Raw genomic sequence first — 17,274 nt, 5'->3', positions numbered from 1 at the left:
TTTCCGATCACCGATACGCAGGTCCAGTTAATCTTTCTCTGTGGAACAGGTAAGCGAACCCTTCACCATCGACCTGCGTCGGCTGACCGTGCTGCGCGAGCTCCAGCGCCGGGGCAGTCTGGCGAGGACGGCGGCGGCCCTGCACCTCACCCCGTCCGCCGTGTCGCAGCAGATCGCGGCGCTGGCCCGCGAGACGGGCGTACCGCTGACGGAGAAGGACGGCCGAGGCGTGCGGCTGACCGGTCAGGCGCGTGTGCTGCTGGCTCACGCCGACGCCATCGCGGCCCAACTGGAGCGGGCGCGGGCCGACTTGGGGGCGTACGGAGAGGGCGGGCGGGGGTCGGTGACGATCGGCTGTCTGTCGAGCGGGATCCTCGGCCTGCTGCCGGACGTGCTGCGGGCGCTGGCCGATCGTCTGCCTCAGGTCCGGGTCGACGTGGTGGAGTCCGAACCGCCGGACCTGTTCACGGCGTTGGACGGGGGCCAGGTCGATGTGGCCGTGGCGGTGCATTTCGCGGCGGCGCCCCCGCACACGGACGCCCGCTACAGCCGCACCGAGCTGTTCACCGACGTGATGGACATCGCCGTCCCGGCCGGCCACCGGTTGGCCGGGCGTGAGCGCGTCGACCTGCGCGAACTGGCCGAGGAGGCATGGGTCGTGGGGGACGCCCGCAGTTGCGTGGGCGCGGTGGCGCGGTCGGTGTGCGCGGCGGCCGGGTTCACCCCGGACATCCGGCACGCGGTGAGCGACTGGGGTGCGCTGGCGGCGCTGGTCGAGGCGGGCCAGGGAGTGGCGCTGGTCCCCCGCCTGGTCCGCCCGGTATACGCCCACCGCGACCTGGCGCTGCTGACGACGGAGGACGGGACGCCCCCGTCCCGGCACGTCTTCGCGGCGGTGCGGACGGGGGCGGAGGGAGATCCGGTGCTGGCGACGGTCCTGGACCAACTACGGCGCTCGGGCCTGGAGTTGACCGGTCGGGGTCAGCAGCGGGCCCTATGAGCCGGACGGTGTGATCGTCGAACCCCGGGAGCGGAACCCCGCCACCCGCTCCTCCAACCGCTTGCGGCACTGCGGCCACTCCTGCGCCGTGATGGAGAAGATCGCCGAGTCCCGCAGCCGTCCGTCCTCACCGGGGGCCCAGGAGCGCGACCAGTTCCGCAGGGCGCCCTCGAAACGGGCGCCGACGCTCTGGATCGCGGCCCGCGAGCGTTCGTTGCGGGCGTCCGTCTTCAGATCGACGCGGGCGACGCCCCACTCCTCGAAGGCGTGCCGGAAGAGCAGCAGCTTGGCCTCGGCGTTGATGCCCGTCCCCTGTGCCGAGCCCGCCAGCCAGGTGAACCCGACCTCCACGGCGTCGAGCCGGTCCTCCGACCGCCAGCACCGCGGCTCCCAGTACGACGTGGCCCCCACCGCCCGCCCCGTCGCGACCGACACCTGCGCATACGGCGCGAGCTTCCCCGTCGCCGCCCGCGCGAGCTGCGCGTCGACGTAGTCACCGACCTCGTCGGCTCTTGGCACCCAGGTGAACTCGTACGTGCCGCGGTTCTCCTCCGCCGCCACGGCCAGGTCCGCCGTGTGCCCGTGGTCCAGCGGTTCCAGGCGCACCAACTCGCCTGCCAGGACCGGCCCTTCCAGCTGGAAACTCAACGCCTCTTCAACCCCCGATGGTCCTTCGCAGCTCGGCGAACGCCTCATGGAAACCGGGGAAAGTCTTGCGTACGCATCCGGGGTCGTCGAACGAGATTCCCGGTACCCGAAGGCCGGTGACCGCGAAGGACATGACGATGCGGTGGTCGCCGTACGTCGTGATGCGCGTGTCGGCCGAAGGAGCGGCGCCCGGTTGGATCTCGATCCAGTCCGGGCCCGTCGCCACCCGCACGCCCAGCCGCCGCAGGTTCTCCGCGCAGGCCTCCAGGCGGTCGCACTCCTTCACCCGTGTGTTCGCCACGTCCTCGATGCGGACCGGGGCGGAGGCGAAGGGGGCGATCGCCGCGAGTGTCGGCATCGTGTCCGAGATGTCCCGCATGTTGACCGTCAGACCGTGCAGTTCGCCGGTGCCCCGGACCGTGGTGGCCGCGGCGCCGACGGACACCTCCGCCCCCATCCGCCGCAGTACGTCCACGAAGCCGAGATCGCCCTGGAGCGCGCCCGTACCCAGGCCCGGGACCGTCACCGCGGCGCCCGGGGTCACCGCCGCCGCCGCGAAGAAGTAGCTCGCGGTGGACGCGTCGGGCTCGATCGCATAGGTCGTGGCGCGGTAGCCGCCCGGCGGGACCACGAAGACGTCACCCTCCCTCGCCACCTCCACCCCGAACGCCCGCATCATCGCGAGGGTGATCTCGACGTACGGCGCCGACACCAGGTCCGTGACGCGGATGCGCAGTCCCCGGCGGGTCAGGGGGCCCAGCAGCAGGAGTGCGGTGAGGTACTGGGAGGACTGGCCCGCGTCCAGCGTCACCTCGCCGCCCTCCACGCCCGCCGCCCGCACCGTCAGCGGATGATGCCCCTCTGCCTCCTCGTGCCGCAGGTCCACGCCCAGGTCGCGCAGCGCACGGGACAGCGGCAGCAGGGGACGCCTGCGCATCTGGGGCGAGGCGTCGAAGCGGTACGTACCGTGGCCGGCCGCGGCCAGGGTGGGCAGGAAGCGGGCGGTCGTCGCGCCGTCACGGCAGTACACGTCCGCCTCGGCGACCGCCGGTCCCTGCGGGCGGCCGTCCACCTGCCACGCGTCCGGTGTACGGCCCACCCGGTAGCCCAGCCGCACCAGACCCTCGGCGAAGCCCTCCGTGTCGTCCGAGCGGAGGGGACGTACGAGGGTGGTCACTCCGTCGGCCGCGGCGGCCAGGAAGAGGGCCCGGGCGGTGATGGACTTCGAGCCGGGGAGGGAGAGGGACTGCGGGGCGGGCGTGTCGGCGGGCATGCCCCTCATGATCGCCCACGACCACCTCCGACGCCGGGACGTCCACGGGGTGGACCCCGTCTCAGACGCGACGCCCGGAGCGTGGCCCCCGCTTCCACCGGTCGTCCGGCAGCGGCGCCTTGCGGTCCGTCTGGACCTGGAGCTCGTAGTACGAGTCGGCCGCCGTCCCGTGCCACGCCTCGTCGTGCGCCGCCATCGCCCCGCGCAGGGCCCCGCCCGCCGTCCCGCGGCGGCGGACGTGGCGGGCCAGCAGGGCGAAGAGGGCCAAGGTCACGGCAAGACCGGCGAGGACGGTCAGGAGCGGCAGCAACTGGCTCATGCACCGACCCTACGCCGGGGGTGTGGCCGGCCCAATATGTCGGCTCATACGTCCCGTTGACCCCGGCCACACCAACTTGGGGAAATCCGGCCGCAGCCGGGAACCCCGCCCCGCCGCCGCTCGTCCAATGCGCAAGCTGCCGGAGAGTCACCGTGGTACGGCGTCGGCCTCGCTGCTGGCTGCGAACGCTGACCAACCCTCTCCTCCGTACTGCGGCCGGCAGCACGCCGTCATCGGCGCGCCCCCCTCCAACTGCGCCGATGGCGGCCCCTCCCTGGTTCCTGTGCGCTCCCTTGACTGGCAGAAACTTCCCGGTTATTGGTGACTCCTCGGAAGTTTCCTTCAGCGGATCACCTCCGGAAGGAGCGCACGTGCCCTCCAGACGTACCGTCCTCGCCGCCACGGCAGGCGTCGCCGCCTCACTCGCCATCAGCGGGACCGCACACGCCGACGACAAGAAACTCCGCTCCCTCATCTCCCGTATGACGCTCGAGGAGAAGGTCGGCCAGCTCTTCGTGATGCGGGTCTACGGCCACTCCGCCACCGCCCCCGACCAGACCGACATCGACGCCAACCTCAAGGAGATCGGCGTCCGTACGGCCGCCGAGATGATCGCCAGGTACCGGGTGGGCGGGATCATCTACTTCACCTGGGCGCACAACACCCGTGGTCCGCACCAGATCGCCGACCTGTCCAACGGTATCCAGCACGCGTCACTGCGACAGCCGCGCGGACTGCCCGTCCTCATCTCCACCGACCAGGAGCACGGGATCGTGTGCCGGGTCGGCGAACCCGCCACCCTCTTCCCGGGCGCCATGGCGATCGGTGCGGGTGGCGCGCGCAAGGACGCCCGCACGCTCGGCCGGATCGCGGGGCAGGAACTGCGAGCCATCGGCATCCGGCAGAACTACTCCCCCGTCGCCGACGTCAACGTCAACCCGGCCAACCCCGTCATCGGCGTCCGCTCCTTCGGCTCCGAGGCCGACGCGGTCGCCGGGCTGGTGGCCGCCGAGGTCGCCGGGTACCGGGGCGCCGGGGTCGCCGCGACCGCCAAGCACTTCCCGGGGCACGGGGACACCGCCGTCGACAGCCACTACGGCTTCCCGGTCATCACCCACAGCCGGGAACTGTGGGAGAAGCTGGACGCCGTCCCCTTCCGGGCCGCGATCCGCGCCGGCATCGACTCGATCATGACCGCGCACATCCAGTTCCCGGCCCTCGACGCCTCCGGCGACCCGGCCACCCTCTCCCACTCGATCCTCACCGGCATCCTGCGCGGCGAACTCGGCTACGACGGGGTCGTGGTCACGGACTCCCTCGGCATGGAGGGCGTCCGCACGAAGTACGGCGACGACCGCGTCCCCGTCCTCGCCCTCAAGGCCGGCGTCGACCAGCTCCTCAACCCGCCCTCCCTGGACGTGGCGTGGAACGCCGTCCTGAAGGCCGTACAGGACGGTGAGCTCACCGAGGCGCGGCTGGACGAGTCGATCCTGCGGATCCTGCGGCTCAAGGCCCGGCTGGGGCTCTTCGAGGAGCCGTACGTCAGCCACGGCGGCGTCACCCGGACCGTCGGCACCCCGGCCCACCTCGCCGCGGCCGACGGGATCGCCGAGCGGACGACCACCCTGCTGGTCAACGAGAGGCGGCTGCTGCCCCTGAACCGCCGCACCCACCGCAGGCTGCTCGTGGTGGGCGCCGACCCCGCCTCCCCCTCCGGTACGACGGGCCCGCCGACCGGGGTCCTCGCCGCCGCGTTCACCGAACTGGGCTTCACGGCCACCGCCCTGCCGACCGGTACGGCCCCCTCGGCGGCCACCGTCGCCCGGGCCGTCGCCGCCGCACAGGACGCGGACGCGGTGATCGTGGGGACGTACAACATCACGGCCGCCCAGAAGACACTCGTAGAGCAGCTCGTGGCGACCGGGAGTCCGGTGGTGGCGGTCGCGATCCGCAACCCTTACGACGTGGCCCAACTGCCCACTGTCCCGGCATACCTGGCGGCCTACTCCTGGACCGACGTCGAACTGCGGGCGGCGGCACGGGTGATCGCCGGAGAGGCGGCACCGCGCGGGAGGCTGCCGGTGCCGGTACAGCGGGCGGACGATCCGGCGAAGGTGCTGTACCCGGTCGGGTACGGGCTGTCGTACGGCCGATAGGCCACGGGACGTAGTTCCCGTACGACTCGCAACTCGTACATCACCCCCGAAAGGCGCAAAGGACCCCACATGTCTGGCGTGGCCCCGCCGCGACGGTCACGCTGGACGGTGGGGGTAGTGCGGGGGGATTGTGATGCGCGACAGGTTGTCCACGGGGGTGGTGTACGTGCTTCTGGCGCTGCTCGCCGCCCTGCTGACGGGGTGCACACAGTCGGCGGCCGGCGGGGAGAGCGACGAGAAGACCGGCGCCACGGCCTCGGTGTCGCCGACCGCGACCCGGGCCTCCGGTTTCGGCGCGGTGTTCCTCGCGGTCGACGAGTGCAGCTCCTTCGGCAAGGCCAGTTTCACCGAGGTGCCCTGCACCAGTGAGCGGGCGGCGGCGCGGGTCGTGGCCCGGCACGACGGCACCCCGTCCGGCGGGCCGCCGTGCCCGGCGACCACCGACTTCGTGCTGCACATCAGCGAGCAGAGCCAGATCTCCGACGAGGACGGCGACGGGGCGGTGCCGCAGGGATACGCCTGCATGCGCAACCTGCAACCGCCGCACCCCGGTGACCCCGGCGGCGGGGGCGGACCGCGGACCATCGTCGGCGACTGCGTGTACAGCTCGGGCAGCGGACAGGTCAGGGAGACCGCGTGTGACGGCAAGGGCGCGAAGAAACCGCAGTACAAGGTGGTGAAGGCGGTCGCCGAGCGCAGCCGGTGCCCGCTGTCGACAGCCCTGTACGTCCAGCTCGGCGGCGCTCAGCCGGTGGGCTGCGCCCGGCCGTTGTGATCCCGGCCGGGCGCGGCGAGCGGACTACGGACGCAGGGCGGGCTCGCGCTCCACGTCACGTACGTCCAGCTTCTTGTCGAACGTCGCGAGCGGCTTCGCCTCGGTCACGGCCGTGGCCGGGACGCCCGCCCAGGCGAGGATCCTGGCCGTGGCGAACGCCTTCTGGTCGGCGACCAGACCGGCGACGTTCGCCCCGTGGTTCATGCCGGGCGCGGTGAACACGTACGCGTCCTTCGCCCCCTTGTCGACGCGGAACCGCTCTGCGCCCCACGGGTCGTTCTGGCCGTAGACGTAGAGCATGTGCCGGGCGTTGTTCCGCACCCAGTTGTCGACGTCCCGCATCGCGTACGGCTGGAACTTCGTCGGGATGTCCCGCGGGACGAAGTTGCGCGGCGGCTGGTAGCCGTAGCGGATGTACTTCTTCTCGATGTGCGGGAAGCGGATCGTCGGGGCGCCGAGCTGGGTGGCCGCCTGGTAGTAGTACGGCGTGTACGGCTCCAGGCCCTGGTCGGTGTAGAAGGAGAACCCGGAGACGGTGTCGATCGAGTTCCAGATCTGGTCGTCGGTCGCGGTCTTCGCGTCCGGCGGGACCAGCTCGTCGTCACCGCAGTTGGCCAGCAGGTTGTACTGCCAGAAGCCCCAGACGTAGTCGAGGACGACCGCCTCGTAGGCCCGGTCCAGGCTGCCGACGGTGGTGAAGGTGAAGCCCTCCGCCGCCGCGTACTGGGCGTACTTCTTCTCCAGCGGCTCGCGCCGCACCAGGGCCTCGCGCTGCACCGCGTTCAGCCGGTCGCGGCACTCCTGGGTGCCGACCTTCTCGAAGAAGCGGTCGTACGCCGAGTCCTCGTTGTTCACCACGTCGTTGGGGGCGACGTACGCGACGACGCCGTCCATGTCGCGCGGGTAGAAGCGCTCGAAGTAGGTGGCCGTCATGCCGCCCTTGGAGCCGCCCGTGGAGATCCAGTTCTTCGAGTAGATCTTCTTCAGCGCCTTGAAGATGCGGTGCTGGTCACTGGCCGCCTGCCAGATGTCCAGCTTGGTCCAGTCGGCCGGGTCGGGCCGGGAGGGCGTGAAGAAGCGGTACTCCATGGAGACCTGGTTGCCGTCCACGATCTGGGTCGGCTCACGGCGGCTCGGGTTCGTCGAGACGTTGTAGCCGCCGGTGTAGAAGACCGTCGGCCTGCTGACGTCCTTGTGCAGCACGGTGATCCGCTGCTGGAACGTGCCCTTGGACGGGTGCCGGTGGTCGACCGGCTGGGTGTAGTTCAGGACGAAGAAGCGGTAGCCGGTGTACGGCTTCTCCTCGATCAGGCTCATCCCCGGGACGGCGAGGAGCTGATCCTTGATGTCGGTGGTGACACCGGTGCCGTCGGCCTCCGGCTCGGCGGCGGTGGCCGCCCCTGCCGTGCTGACCGTGCCGATGAGCACGACCAGCGTGAGAAGCCATCTGAGCGCCTTGCGCATGCACCCTCCCCTGTGAGTACAGATGTGCGCCGGACGCTAGCGGCGCAAGTCCGGTCCGCACCAGGGGAGGTGACGCCTTGATGGGGAAAACCCTGTGAGAAACCTTTGTCTCAGAGCCGGATCCAGCCGTCCGAGTCGTACTTGCCCCGGCCGACCTCGCCCTTGACCCACACCTTCCGCTGCCCGGCGTGCACGGTGACCGGACCGGCCCGGTACTTGTACCGGCCCACGTCCTCGACCGGCCGCAGCCCGTAGGCCCGCAGACTCACCTTCATGTGCTGCCGGACCCCGGGGCGCTTGGGAAGTGTGATCGCGCACACGTATCCGCGCCGCTTGTACACCTCCACGGTGCCGGTGGAGAACGGGAACGACCTGACCTTGCGCCCCTCGCAGGACGAGGCCGCGGCATGCGCCTGTCCCGGCACGGCGACCCCGAGCATCCCGGCCGCCGCCGTCACGGCCAGTCCCACCGCCAGCCGCCGTATCGCTCCACTCTTCACTGCCGTCCCTCCCGCACCTCTTGGGCGTACAGGTGTACGGACGCACAACGTATGTCGGACGGTTGCACGACCGTCAGCCGGACACCTCGACCGGCTCCCCCACGAACGTCCGCCACAACTCGGCGTACCGACCGTCCAGCGCGAGCAGCTCGTCGTGCGTTCCGTCCTCGACCACGCGGCCGTGGGCCATCACCACGACCCGGTCAGCGCGGGCCGCCGTGGTCAGGCGGTGGGCCACGACGAGGGTCGTACGGCGGCCGGCGAGACGGTCGGTGGCCTGGTTGACCAGGGCCTCGGTGGCCAGGTCCAGGGCTGCCGTGGCCTCGTCGAGGAGCAGGATGTCCGGGTCGACCAGTTCCGCCCGGGCCAGTGCGATCAGCTGGCGCTGGCCCGCGGAGAGGTTGCGGCCGCGTTCGGCGACCTCGTGGAGGTAGCCGCCCTCCAGCGTGGCGATCATCTCGTGGGCGCCGACCGCGCGGGCCGCCGCCTCGACCTCGGCGTCGGTGGCGTCCGGGCGGCCGTAGGCGATGGCGTCGCGGATCGTGCCCTGGAAGAGGTAGGCCTCCTGGGGGACCACGCCGAGGCGGTGGCGGTAGGAGGTCAGGTCCAGGGCGCGCAGGTCCGTGCCGTCGACCGTCACCCGGCCGCCCGTCGGGTCGTAGAACCGGGCCACCAGCTTGACCACGGTGGACTTGCCCGCACCCGTCTCGCCGACGAACGCGACCGTCTGACCGGCGGGGATCTTCAGGTCGATGCCGCCGAGGGCCTCCTCGTCGTCCCCGTACGCGAAGTGCACGTTCTCGAAGGCCACTTCACCCCGCAACGACAGGACGTCCAGGGGCTCCTCGGCCGCCTTCGTGGACGTCGGTTCCCGGAGCAGCTCCTGGATGCGGCCCAGGGAGACGGTCGCCTGCTGGTAGCCGTCGAAGACCTGGGAGAGCTGCTGGACCGGGGCGAAGAACAGGTCGATGTAGAGGAGGTAGGCCACCAGGGCGCCGGTCGTCAGGGTCGTCGCGTCCACCCGGCCCGCGCCCGCGATCAGCACGGCCGCGGCGGCCACCGAGGACAGCAGCTGGACGAAGGGGAAGTAGATCGAGATCAGCCACTGGCCCCGGGTGCGGGCCTGGCGGTAACTGTCGCTGCGCTCCGCGAAGCGCGCCCCGCCGTCCCGCTCCCGGCGGAAGGCCTGCACGATCCGCAGCCCGGACACCGACTCCTGGAGGTCGGCGTTGACCAGCGAGACGCGTTCACGGGCGAGTTCGTACGCCTTCACGCTCGCCTTGCGGAAGAAGTAGGTGGCGATGATCAGCGGCGGGAGCGTCGCGAAGACGACCAGCGCCAGCTGTACGTCGATCACCAGCAGGGCGACCATGATGCCGAAGAAGGTGACGACCGAGACGAACGCGGTGACCAGGCCGGTCTGCAGGAAGGTCGAGAGGGCGTCGACGTCCGTCGTCATCCTCGTCATGATCCGGCCCGTCAGCTCCCGCTCGTAGTAGTCGAGTCCGAGCCGCTGGAGCTGGGCGAAGATCTTCAGCCGCAGGGAGTACAGGACCCGTTCGCCGGTGCGTCCGGTCATCCGGGTCTCGCCGATCTGGGCCACCCACTGGACGAGGACCGAGAGCAGAGCGAGCGCGGTCGCCGTCCAGATCGCGGCCATGGCCATCCGCGTGACGCCGTCGTCGATGCCGTGCCGGATCATCACCGGGAGCAGCAGGCCCATGCCGGCGTCCACGGCGACCAGGCCCAGGCTGATCAGCAGCGGGCGGCCGAAGCCCCGCAGCAGCCGTCGCAGGCCGTACGACTCCTCGGGCGTGACCGCGCGTGCCTCGTCGATGTCGGGGGTGTCCGTCGCCGGGGGCAACGCGTCGACCTCGGCGAGGAGTTCGGGGGTGGCCGGGGTGCCGGCCAGAGCCGTGTCCTTGGGCTCGCGGTCACCGGTCCACAGACGGGGGGTGACTCCGCGCTCGGCGTCGAACTCGGCGTCCAGCTCGTCGCGTACGGAGGTGTCCTCCTGTACGGCGACCGGCCGGGCGTGGCCCGGGGAGACGCCGCCGAGGCCGTCGGGGTCGGTGAGGAGGCGGCGGTAGAGGGACGAGCGGTGCTGGAGCTCCTCGTGGGTGCCGAGGTCGGCGAGGCGGCCGTTCTCCAGGACGGCGATGCGGTCGGCGAGGTTCAGGGTGGAGCGGCGGTGGGCGATGAGGAGGGTGGTGCGGCCCTCCATGACCTGCTTCAGGGCCTCGTGGATCTCGTGCTCGACCTGTGCGTCCACGGCGGAGGTGGCGTCGTCCAGGACGAGCAGGCGCGGGTCGGTGAGGATCGCGCGGGCGAGCGCGACGCGCTGACGCTGGCCGCCGGAGAGGGTGAGGCCGTGCTCGCCGACCGTGGTGTCGTAGCCCTCGGGCAGCTCGGCGATGAAACGGTCCGCCTGGGCGGCGCGGGCGGCCTTCTCGACCTCCTCCTGCGTCGCCTCGGGACGGCCGTACGCGATGTTGTTCCGGACCGTGTCCGAGAAGAGGAAGGAGTCCTCGGGGACCAGGCCGATCGCGGCCCGCAGGGAGTCCAGGGTGAGCTCGCGGACGTCGTGGCCGCCGATGAGTACGGCGCCGTGGGTGACGTCGTAGAAGCGCGGCAGGAGCAGGGAGACGGTGGACTTGCCCGAGCCGGAGGAGCCGACGACCGCGAGGGTCTCGCCGGCGCGGATCTCGAAGCTGAGGCCGTCGAGAACCGGGCGCTCATGGTCGTAGCCGAAACTGACGTCGTCGAACTCGACGGTGGCCGGGGCGTCGGCGGGGAGTTCCTTGGTGCCGTCCTTCAGGTACGGATCGGTGTCGATCAGCTCCAGGACGCGCTCGGTGCCGGCGCGGGCCTGCTGGGCGACCGTGAGGACCATGGCGAGCATGCGGACCGGGCCGACGAGCTGGGCGAGGTAGGTGGAGAAGGCGACGAAGGTGCCGAGCGTGATGTGACCGCGGACCGCGAGCCAGCCGCCGACGGCCAGCATCGCGACCTGGCCGAGGGCGGGGACGGCCTGGAGGGCGGGGGTGTACTTCGAGTTGAAGCGGATCGTGCGCAGGCGGCCCGCGTAGAGGCGGCGGCCGACCTCCCTGAGCTTCCCGGTCTCCTGGTCCTCCTGGCCGAAGCCCTTGACCACGCGTACGCCGCTGACGGCGCCGTCGACCACGCCCGCGACGGCGGCGGCCTGGGCCTGGGCGTACCAGGTGGCGGGGTGCAGCTTGGAGCGGGAGCGCCTCGCGATCCACCACAGGGCCGGGGCCACCGCCAGGGCGACCAGGGTGAGCGGGATCGACAGCCAGGCCATCACGATCAGGGAGATCAGGAAGAGGGCGAAGTTGCCGATCGTCATCGGGAGCATGAAGAGCAGGCCCTGGATCAGCTGGAGGTCGCTGGTGGCCCGGCCGACGACCTGGCCCGTGGACAGCTCGTCCTGGCGGCGGCCGTCGAGGCGGGTGATCGTGCCGAACATCTCCGTGCGGAGGTCGTGCTGGACGTCGAGGGCGAGACGGCCGCCGTAGTAGCGGCGGATGTAGGTGAGGACGTAGACGAGGATCGCGGCGACGATCAGGGCGCCGGCCCAGGGGGCCATGTCCCGGGTGTGGTCGCCGATGACGTCGTCGATGATCACCTTGGTGATCAGGGGGACGATCGCCATGACGGCCATGCCGCCGAGGGATGAGCCCAGAGCGAGGACGACGTCCTTGGGGTAACGCCAGGCGTACCCGGCCAGTCGTCGTGCCCATCCCCGTTGCGGTTCCACGCGGTGCCCTCCGGTTTGTCCCTCGACCTGATCTACCGGAAGGCACCAACGCGAAATTAAGCGGATTTCATCCCTCCGCAACATCTTCGGAGATCAGACCCGCACCCTCAGGTAGTAGAACCGGGTCGTCTGCACCGCGTTCTGGTTGTCGTCGCTGACCAGGAGGACCTCGAGGCGGCCCTTGCTCACGCCTGTGACGGCCATGCCCTCGATGTTGTCGAGGAGCGGGTTCGGCTGGGGCTGCTTGGCCGTCGCGCCCAGCGTCGGGCAGCTCGCCATGTCCGTGAGCAGGGTCTTCTTGATCAGTCGCGCGCCGGACTGGCCCGTCAGGTTCTCGACGCCGCTCGTGTCCGTGGCGTGGCGGGGGTCGGCCAGGTAGAGGCGGACCGTGTTGCCGACGCCGGAGGTGAAGCCGCGCTCCAGGACGAGGAGGCGGCCGTCGGGCAGGGCCTGGACCTCCGGGACGCCGAGGAAGGCGGCGTCGGTGCGGTAGGCGTACTGGGCCGCGAGCTCGAAACCGCCGTGGTGGCGCCGCCAGGTCTGGAACCGGACGATGCCGGCCGTGTCGCCGGCGAGCGCGTACTCCATGGAGGCGAGCAGGGTGCGGCCGCCGTTCATGAGGGTCAGGCCCTCGAAGGTCTGGTTCGACGTGGCGCGGCCCACCGGGGCCACCTGGAGGGAGACCGGGACGGGGAGGCGGTCGAGGATCGTGCCGTCGGTGCTGTAGCGGCGGATCGACGGCTCGGTCTCCGACGTGATCAGCCGGGTGCCGTCCCGGTCCATCACCAGGCCCTCGGAGTCCAGCGCGGCGCCCTTCTCGTCGACGAGCGGGACGACCGCCTTCGGCGCGAGGGTCTTCGCGTCCAGGGAGAACAGCGAGGAGCGGTCCGAGAGGGCGGCGAGCGAGCCGTCCCCGTCCACTGCGAGCGCGGAGAGGTTGCCGACGAAGGTGCCGTCGTACGTCGTCTTGTCGAGCGCGTCGGAGAAGCGGTCGAGGGAGACGGACGGGGAGCAGGCGTGGCTCACCGGCGCGGCGGCCTGCGCCGGGCCTGTGGCCGCGAGACAGGCCGCCGCCGTCAGGGCCGCGGTGGTGGTGGCGAGTACGGTTCTCAGCTGCATGGCCGTCACCGTAGGGCGGGCCGGTGACGTACGGGCGTCCGGCAGGCGTCAGCTCGGCGCGAGATCCCGGTGGATGACCTTCGCGACGCCCTGGATCGTGGTGATGCCGTAGTTCATGGTGCTGTTGCCGTGGGTGAGCACCGTGATCATGTAGTCGTGGCCGCCGCCCTTGAAGGTGCCGACGCTGTGCACCCGCCAGCCGTGGGTGGAGCGCTGCAGCCAGCCGTTCTTGACGTGCCAGGAGATGCCCGAACCGGCGCCGTACGGTGTGCCCCAGCGCTGTGACGAGATGACCTGGCCCATCAACTTCAGGATGTAGGCACGGGCGTTGTCGCTCAAGACCGTGTTCTTCGCGGTGACGAGCTTGAGCAGCTTCTGCTCGTCGGTGACGGTGATCTGGGTCAGGCCCCAGTAGCCGTTCGCCCCGGGCTTGGTCTGGGTCATGCCGGCCGCGGTGAGGAAGCCCTTGATCTTCGTCAGGCCGAGCTGCCGCCACAGCTTGCTGGTCGCGTCGTTGTCCGACTTGGTGATCATGGCCTTGGCGAGGGTGCTCTCACGGTCGGTCAGATACCTGTTGTGCTTCTTCGCGTCCCACAGCAGCGTGGCGAGGACGGTCACCTTGACGACGCTCGCGGAGTCGTAGGCGGTGGAGGAGCGGAGGGTGCAGGTCGTCTTGGTCGTGCGGTCGTAGAGGCCCACGGCGATCGTGCCGGAGCGGTTGGAGAGGGCGGACGTGATGTCCCGCTTCAGTTTGTCGGCGAGGCCCGCCTTCGCGGACGTGCAGCTGACGGCCGGTGCGGTCGCGGCGGCGGCCGGCGTGGCGGCGGCGACGCACGCGGCCAGCGCGCCCGCCGCGATCCATTTCGCGTGTCTTGCTATCCCCCGAGTCATGCCCAGTTGACTCTCGGGTTCGGGTGAATGGTTGTACGCATGGGGAATGGTTGTGCGAGTCGTTACTCAACCCGTGGCGATTTCACAGGATGGAGCCAGGTACGTCACAGCCCTCACCCAAGCCCCCTTTGCACGATGCCCGGGTGACATCTGCCACCGATCCCCATCCCCACACCGAGCCCGTGTCCGCCGACTGGCCGCCACCGGCCCCGCCCGCGGCATCCCCGGACAAGGCCCCGCGCTGGTCGCTGCCCGCGCTGCTCGCGATCCTGGTCCTGGCCGGCGTCCTCTACAGCTGGAACCTGTCCGGGTCCGGCCTGAACAGCTTCTACAGTTCCGCGATCTACAGCGGTACGCAGAGCTGGAAGGCCTGGTTCTTCGGGTCGCTCGACGCGGGGAACTTCCTCACCGTCGACAAGCCGCCGTTCGCGCTGATGATCATGGGGCTGTCGTGCCGGGTCTTCGGCTTCGGCACCTGGCAGATGATGCTGCCCGAGATCGCGGCCGCCCTCGGCACGATCTGGATCCTGCACGCCTCCGTGAAGCGGGTGTTCGGTCACGCGGCGGCCGCGATCGCCGCGCTCGTCCTCGCGCTGACCCCGATCACCGTCGCGATCAACCGGGACAACAACCCAGACACCCTCCTCGTCCTGCTGATGGTCGGTGGCGCGGCCCTCGCGCTGCGCGCGGTGCGCACCGACGGGCTGCTGCCGCTCATCGGCTCCGCGGTCCTCTTCGGGCTCGCCTTCAACACCAAGATGCTCCAGGGCTACATCGCCCTGCCCGCCGTCTTCGCGGTGTACGTGTACGCGTCGCGGCTCGGCTGGAGGCGGAAGGTCGTCAACCTGGCCCTCGCGGCGGTGGCGTTGGCGGTCTCCAGCTTCTGGTGGGCGACGGCGGTCTCGCTGGTGCCCGCCGACGACCGGCCCTACATCGGCGGTTCGACCGACGGCTCCGCCTGGAACCTGATCATGGGCTACAACGGCCTGGGTCGGGTCCTGGGCGGCGAGGGCAACGGCGGAGGCGGTGGCGGCGGGGGCGGCACCTTCGCCGGCACCGCGGGCCTCGGCCGGATGTTCAACGCCATCCTCGGCGGCCAGATCTCCTGGCTGATCCCCTTCGCGTTCCTCGCGCTCGTCGCCGGTCTGGTGCTGTGCGGCCGGGCCCCGCGCACCGACGCCACCCGCGCCGCGCTCGTCCTGTGGGGCGGCTGGCTGGTGCTGCACTACCTGACCTTCGCGATGGCGGAGGGCACCATGCACCCGTACTACACGACCGCGCTCGCCCCGGGCATCGCCGCGCTGACCGGCGCGGGCGGCGTCATGCTGTGGCGCGCCTTCCGCGGCGGTGACGCCCGCTGGTCCTGGGTGCTGCCGGCCGGGCTCGCGGTCACCGGCGTCTGGGCGATCGTGCTGCTGCGCCGGGCCACCGGCTGGAACACCTGGCTGTGGCCGGTCGTCGGTGTGGTCATGGTCCTCGCGATCGTGGGCCTGTTCGTCTTCCGTACGGCGGGTTCCGGCACCAGGGCGCGGCTGCTCGGCGTGTCCGTCGTCGCGGCGATCGTGGCGGCCCTCGCGGGCCCGACGGCGTACGCCGCCTCGCCGGCCTTCTCCACCGCCAGCGGTGGCATGGGCGGCACCAACCCGACGGCGGGTCCGTCGACCGGTGGCGGCATGGGCGGTCCCGGCGGCGGTGGCGGCCGGGGCGGCTCCGGCGGCAACGGCGGTGGCCCCGGTGGCGGGCAGGACGGTACCCAGCAGGGCGGCCGGGCGGGCGGGGAGTTCCCCGGCGGCAACGGCGGCGGTCAGATGCAGCCCGGTGGCGGCACCGGTGAGCTCCCGCAGGGCGGCGCGTCACCCGGCGGCACCACCGGGGAACTCCCGGGCGGGGGCACGGCGCCCGGCGGCACCGGCGGCATGACCGGTGGCCCCGGTGGCGGTGGCGGCGGCATGGGCGGCAGCGTCGACAGTGCGCTGATCTCGTACCTGGAGAAGCACCAGGACGGCGCCAAGTGGCTGCTCGCGGTGTCCAATTCGCAGAGCGCCGGACAGCTGATCCTCAGCACGCACAAGCCCGTCATCTCCATGTGGGGCTTCACCGGCACCGACAAGGCGATGACCCTCGCCAGGCTCAAGGAGCTGGTGAAGAAGGGCGAGCTGCACTACATCCAGCTCGGCGGCGGCGGAATGGGCGGCAACAGCAGCCTCAGCCAGGAGATCACCAGCTGGGTGCAGAAGAACGGCACGGCGGTGAAGGAGAGCGACTACACCACGAGCAAGAGCTCGACTTCGAGCTCGGGTACGAGCACGTCGACCGTCTACCGCCTGGACCCGTCGGACGTCGGCTGACCAAGTCCCGGTAATGCGGCCCCCGATCACGCGTCGGGGGCCGCTCGGCGTGTCAACTCGCGTAGACAAGGCCCGATTTGCCGTTTCAGGTCACCTAATGGACACGCGCCATCCATTTACACGGTCGCATGTCCATGTCACGCTCCCATCTGCCGCCTCCATTCAACCCGCGTAGATGGGACCCCCCTCATGCTGGCGACACGCATCCGCAGCTGGAAGTCGGTGGCGCTCACCACCGCCGCCGTGCTGGTCGGGCTCGCCGCCCCGGTCGTGACCACGACCCCGGCCGCCGCCACGACGACCGCGTACGACACCACGTACTACAAGAACGCGGTCGGCAAGACGGGCACGACCCTGAAGTCCTCCCTGCACACGATCATCAGCGCCAACGTCTCGAAGATCTCGTACTCCGCGGTCTGGGACGCGCTCAAGGTCACCGACCAGGACCCGAACAACAGCAGCAACGTGATCCTGCTGTACAGCGGCGTCTCGCGCAGCAAGTCCCTCAACGGGGGCGACGTCGGCGACTGGAACCGCGAGCACACCTGGGCCAAGTCCCACGGCGACTTCGGCGAGGCGATCGGCCCCGGCACGGACCTGCACCACCTGCGCGCCTGCGACGTGACGATCAACAGCACCCGCGGCAACCTGGACTTCGACAACGGCGGCAGCACCGTCACCAACGGCGGCGGCAGCACCGTCGACTCCGACTCCTTCGCGCCGCGCGCCGCGGACCGGGGCGACGTGGCCCGCATCATCCTCTACATGGCTGTCCGCTACGAGGGCGACGACGGCTGGCCCGACCTGGAGCCCAACGAGAAGGTCGGCAACGGCAGCAACCCGTACATGGGCAAGCTCGCCGTCCTCAAGGCCTGGAACGAGGCGGACCCGCCGAGCGCCTTCGAGGAGCGGCGCAACCAGGTCATCTACGACACCTACCAGCACAACCGCAACCCGTTCATCGACCACCCGGAGTGGGTCGAGGCGATCTGGTAGGAGCGTC

General features: G+C 70.9%; 13 protein-coding genes. 5 read left to right on the top strand and 8 right to left on the bottom strand.

From position 1 onward, the window contains the following. Window positions 1-40: 40 nt before the first annotated feature. A complete protein-coding gene (locus M2157_RS30485; RefSeq protein ID WP_280866778.1) occupies window positions 41-1,000 on the top strand; it encodes a LysR family transcriptional regulator in 960 nt (319 codons plus the stop codon). On the opposite strand, the gene M2157_RS30480 is transcribed toward M2157_RS30485, so the two are convergent. The 3 genes from M2157_RS30480 to M2157_RS30470 all read right to left on the bottom strand — a co-directional run bounded on the left by M2157_RS30480 (window position 995) and on the right by M2157_RS30470 (window position 3,240). Next, window positions 995-1,648, bottom strand: a complete 654-nt coding sequence (locus M2157_RS30480; protein WP_280866777.1) for a GNAT family protein — start codon at window positions 1,646-1,648, stop codon at window positions 995-997. The two genes, M2157_RS30485 and M2157_RS30480, sit on opposite strands and share 6 nt — an antisense overlap. A 7-nt stretch (window positions 1,649-1,655) precedes the next feature. Then, complete coding sequence (gene aroA, locus M2157_RS30475) at window positions 1,656-2,921, bottom strand: 3-phosphoshikimate 1-carboxyvinyltransferase (protein ID WP_280866776.1); 1,266 nt, start codon at window positions 2,919-2,921, stop codon at window positions 1,656-1,658. A gap of 61 nt (window positions 2,922-2,982) precedes the next feature. After that, the gene (locus tag M2157_RS30470) at window positions 2,983-3,240 is read right to left on the bottom strand and encodes a hypothetical protein (protein ID WP_266527989.1); all 258 of its coding nucleotides are present in this window, start codon (window positions 3,238-3,240) and stop codon (window positions 2,983-2,985) included. A gap of 371 nt (window positions 3,241-3,611) precedes the next feature. Here M2157_RS30470 and M2157_RS30465 point away from each other — a divergent pair, with 371 nt between their 5' ends. Then, entirely contained in the window at window positions 3,612-5,396 is a 1,785-nt protein-coding gene (locus tag M2157_RS30465; protein ID WP_280866775.1) for a glycoside hydrolase family 3 protein, read from the top strand. A 133-nt stretch (window positions 5,397-5,529) separates the two neighbouring features. After that, window positions 5,530-6,171, top strand: a complete 642-nt coding sequence (locus M2157_RS30460; RefSeq protein WP_280866774.1) for a hypothetical protein — start codon at window positions 5,530-5,532, stop codon at window positions 6,169-6,171. Between the two features lie 24 nt (window positions 6,172-6,195). Here the strand turns inward: M2157_RS30460 and M2157_RS30455 are convergent, their stop codons facing one another. The 5 genes from M2157_RS30455 to M2157_RS30435 all read right to left on the bottom strand — a co-directional run bounded on the left by M2157_RS30455 (window position 6,196) and on the right by M2157_RS30435 (window position 13,923). Further along, complete coding sequence (locus M2157_RS30455) at window positions 6,196-7,635, bottom strand: S28 family serine protease (RefSeq protein WP_280866773.1); 1,440 nt, start codon at window positions 7,633-7,635, stop codon at window positions 6,196-6,198. Between the two features lie 110 nt (window positions 7,636-7,745). Next, window positions 7,746-8,135 carry a hypothetical protein gene (locus M2157_RS30450; RefSeq protein WP_280857778.1) on the bottom strand — a complete coding sequence of 130 codons (390 nt, stop codon included), beginning with the start codon at window positions 8,133-8,135 and terminating at the stop codon, window positions 7,746-7,748. Window positions 8,136-8,208: 73 nt separating this feature from the next. Further along, a complete protein-coding gene (locus M2157_RS30445) occupies window positions 8,209-11,913 on the bottom strand; it encodes an ABC transporter ATP-binding protein (RefSeq protein WP_280866772.1) in 3,705 nt (1,234 codons plus the stop codon). 93 nt (window positions 11,914-12,006) lie between these two features. After that, window positions 12,007-13,032, bottom strand: coding sequence for an esterase-like activity of phytase family protein (locus tag M2157_RS30440; RefSeq protein ID WP_280866771.1), 1,026 nt, complete (start codon window positions 13,030-13,032; stop codon window positions 12,007-12,009). A gap of 48 nt (window positions 13,033-13,080) precedes the next feature. Continuing rightward, window positions 13,081-13,923 carry a serine hydrolase gene (locus M2157_RS30435; RefSeq protein ID WP_280866770.1) on the bottom strand — a complete coding sequence of 281 codons (843 nt, stop codon included), beginning with the start codon at window positions 13,921-13,923 and terminating at the stop codon, window positions 13,081-13,083. A 143-nt stretch (window positions 13,924-14,066) separates the two neighbouring features. Here M2157_RS30435 and M2157_RS30430 point away from each other — a divergent pair, with 143 nt between their 5' ends. Together M2157_RS30430 and M2157_RS30425 are read left to right on the top strand one after the other, a co-directional pair. After that, the gene (locus M2157_RS30430) at window positions 14,067-16,271 is read left to right on the top strand and encodes a glycosyltransferase family 39 protein (protein ID WP_280866769.1); all 2,205 of its coding nucleotides are present in this window, start codon (window positions 14,067-14,069) and stop codon (window positions 16,269-16,271) included. Between the two features lie 189 nt (window positions 16,272-16,460). Then, on the top strand, window positions 16,461-17,267 hold the full coding sequence (locus M2157_RS30425; protein WP_280866768.1) for an endonuclease: 807 nt from the start codon (window positions 16,461-16,463) through the stop codon (window positions 17,265-17,267). The last annotated feature ends 7 nt before the right edge of the window (window positions 17,268-17,274 follow it).

The organism is Streptomyces sp. SAI-127 (genome assembly GCF_029894425.1).
Lineage (GTDB): Bacteria > Actinomycetota > Actinomycetes > Streptomycetales > Streptomycetaceae > Streptomyces.
Note: the sequence above shows the minus strand (reverse complement) of the source record. Positions and strands in the feature narration are given on the sequence as shown.

Coding starts and splice junctions, on each gene's coding strand:
- M2157_RS30470 (WP_266527989.1), bottom strand. CDS start 3,240: ATGAGCCAGTTGCTGCCGCTCCTGACCGTCCTCGCCGGTCTTGCCGTG.
- M2157_RS30435 (WP_280866770.1), bottom strand. CDS start 13,923: ATGACTCGGGGGATAGCAAGACACGCGAAATGGATCGCGGCGGGCGCG.
- M2157_RS30460 (WP_280866774.1), top strand. CDS start 5,530: ATGCGCGACAGGTTGTCCACGGGGGTGGTGTACGTGCTTCTGGCGCTG.
- M2157_RS30455 (WP_280866773.1), bottom strand. CDS start 7,635: ATGCGCAAGGCGCTCAGATGGCTTCTCACGCTGGTCGTGCTCATCGGC.
- aroA (WP_280866776.1), bottom strand. CDS start 2,921: ATGCCCGCCGACACGCCCGCCCCGCAGTCCCTCTCCCTCCCCGGCTCG.
- M2157_RS30425 (WP_280866768.1), top strand. CDS start 16,461: ATGCTGGCGACACGCATCCGCAGCTGGAAGTCGGTGGCGCTCACCACC.
- M2157_RS30440 (WP_280866771.1), bottom strand. CDS start 13,032: ATGCAGCTGAGAACCGTACTCGCCACCACCACCGCGGCCCTGACGGCG.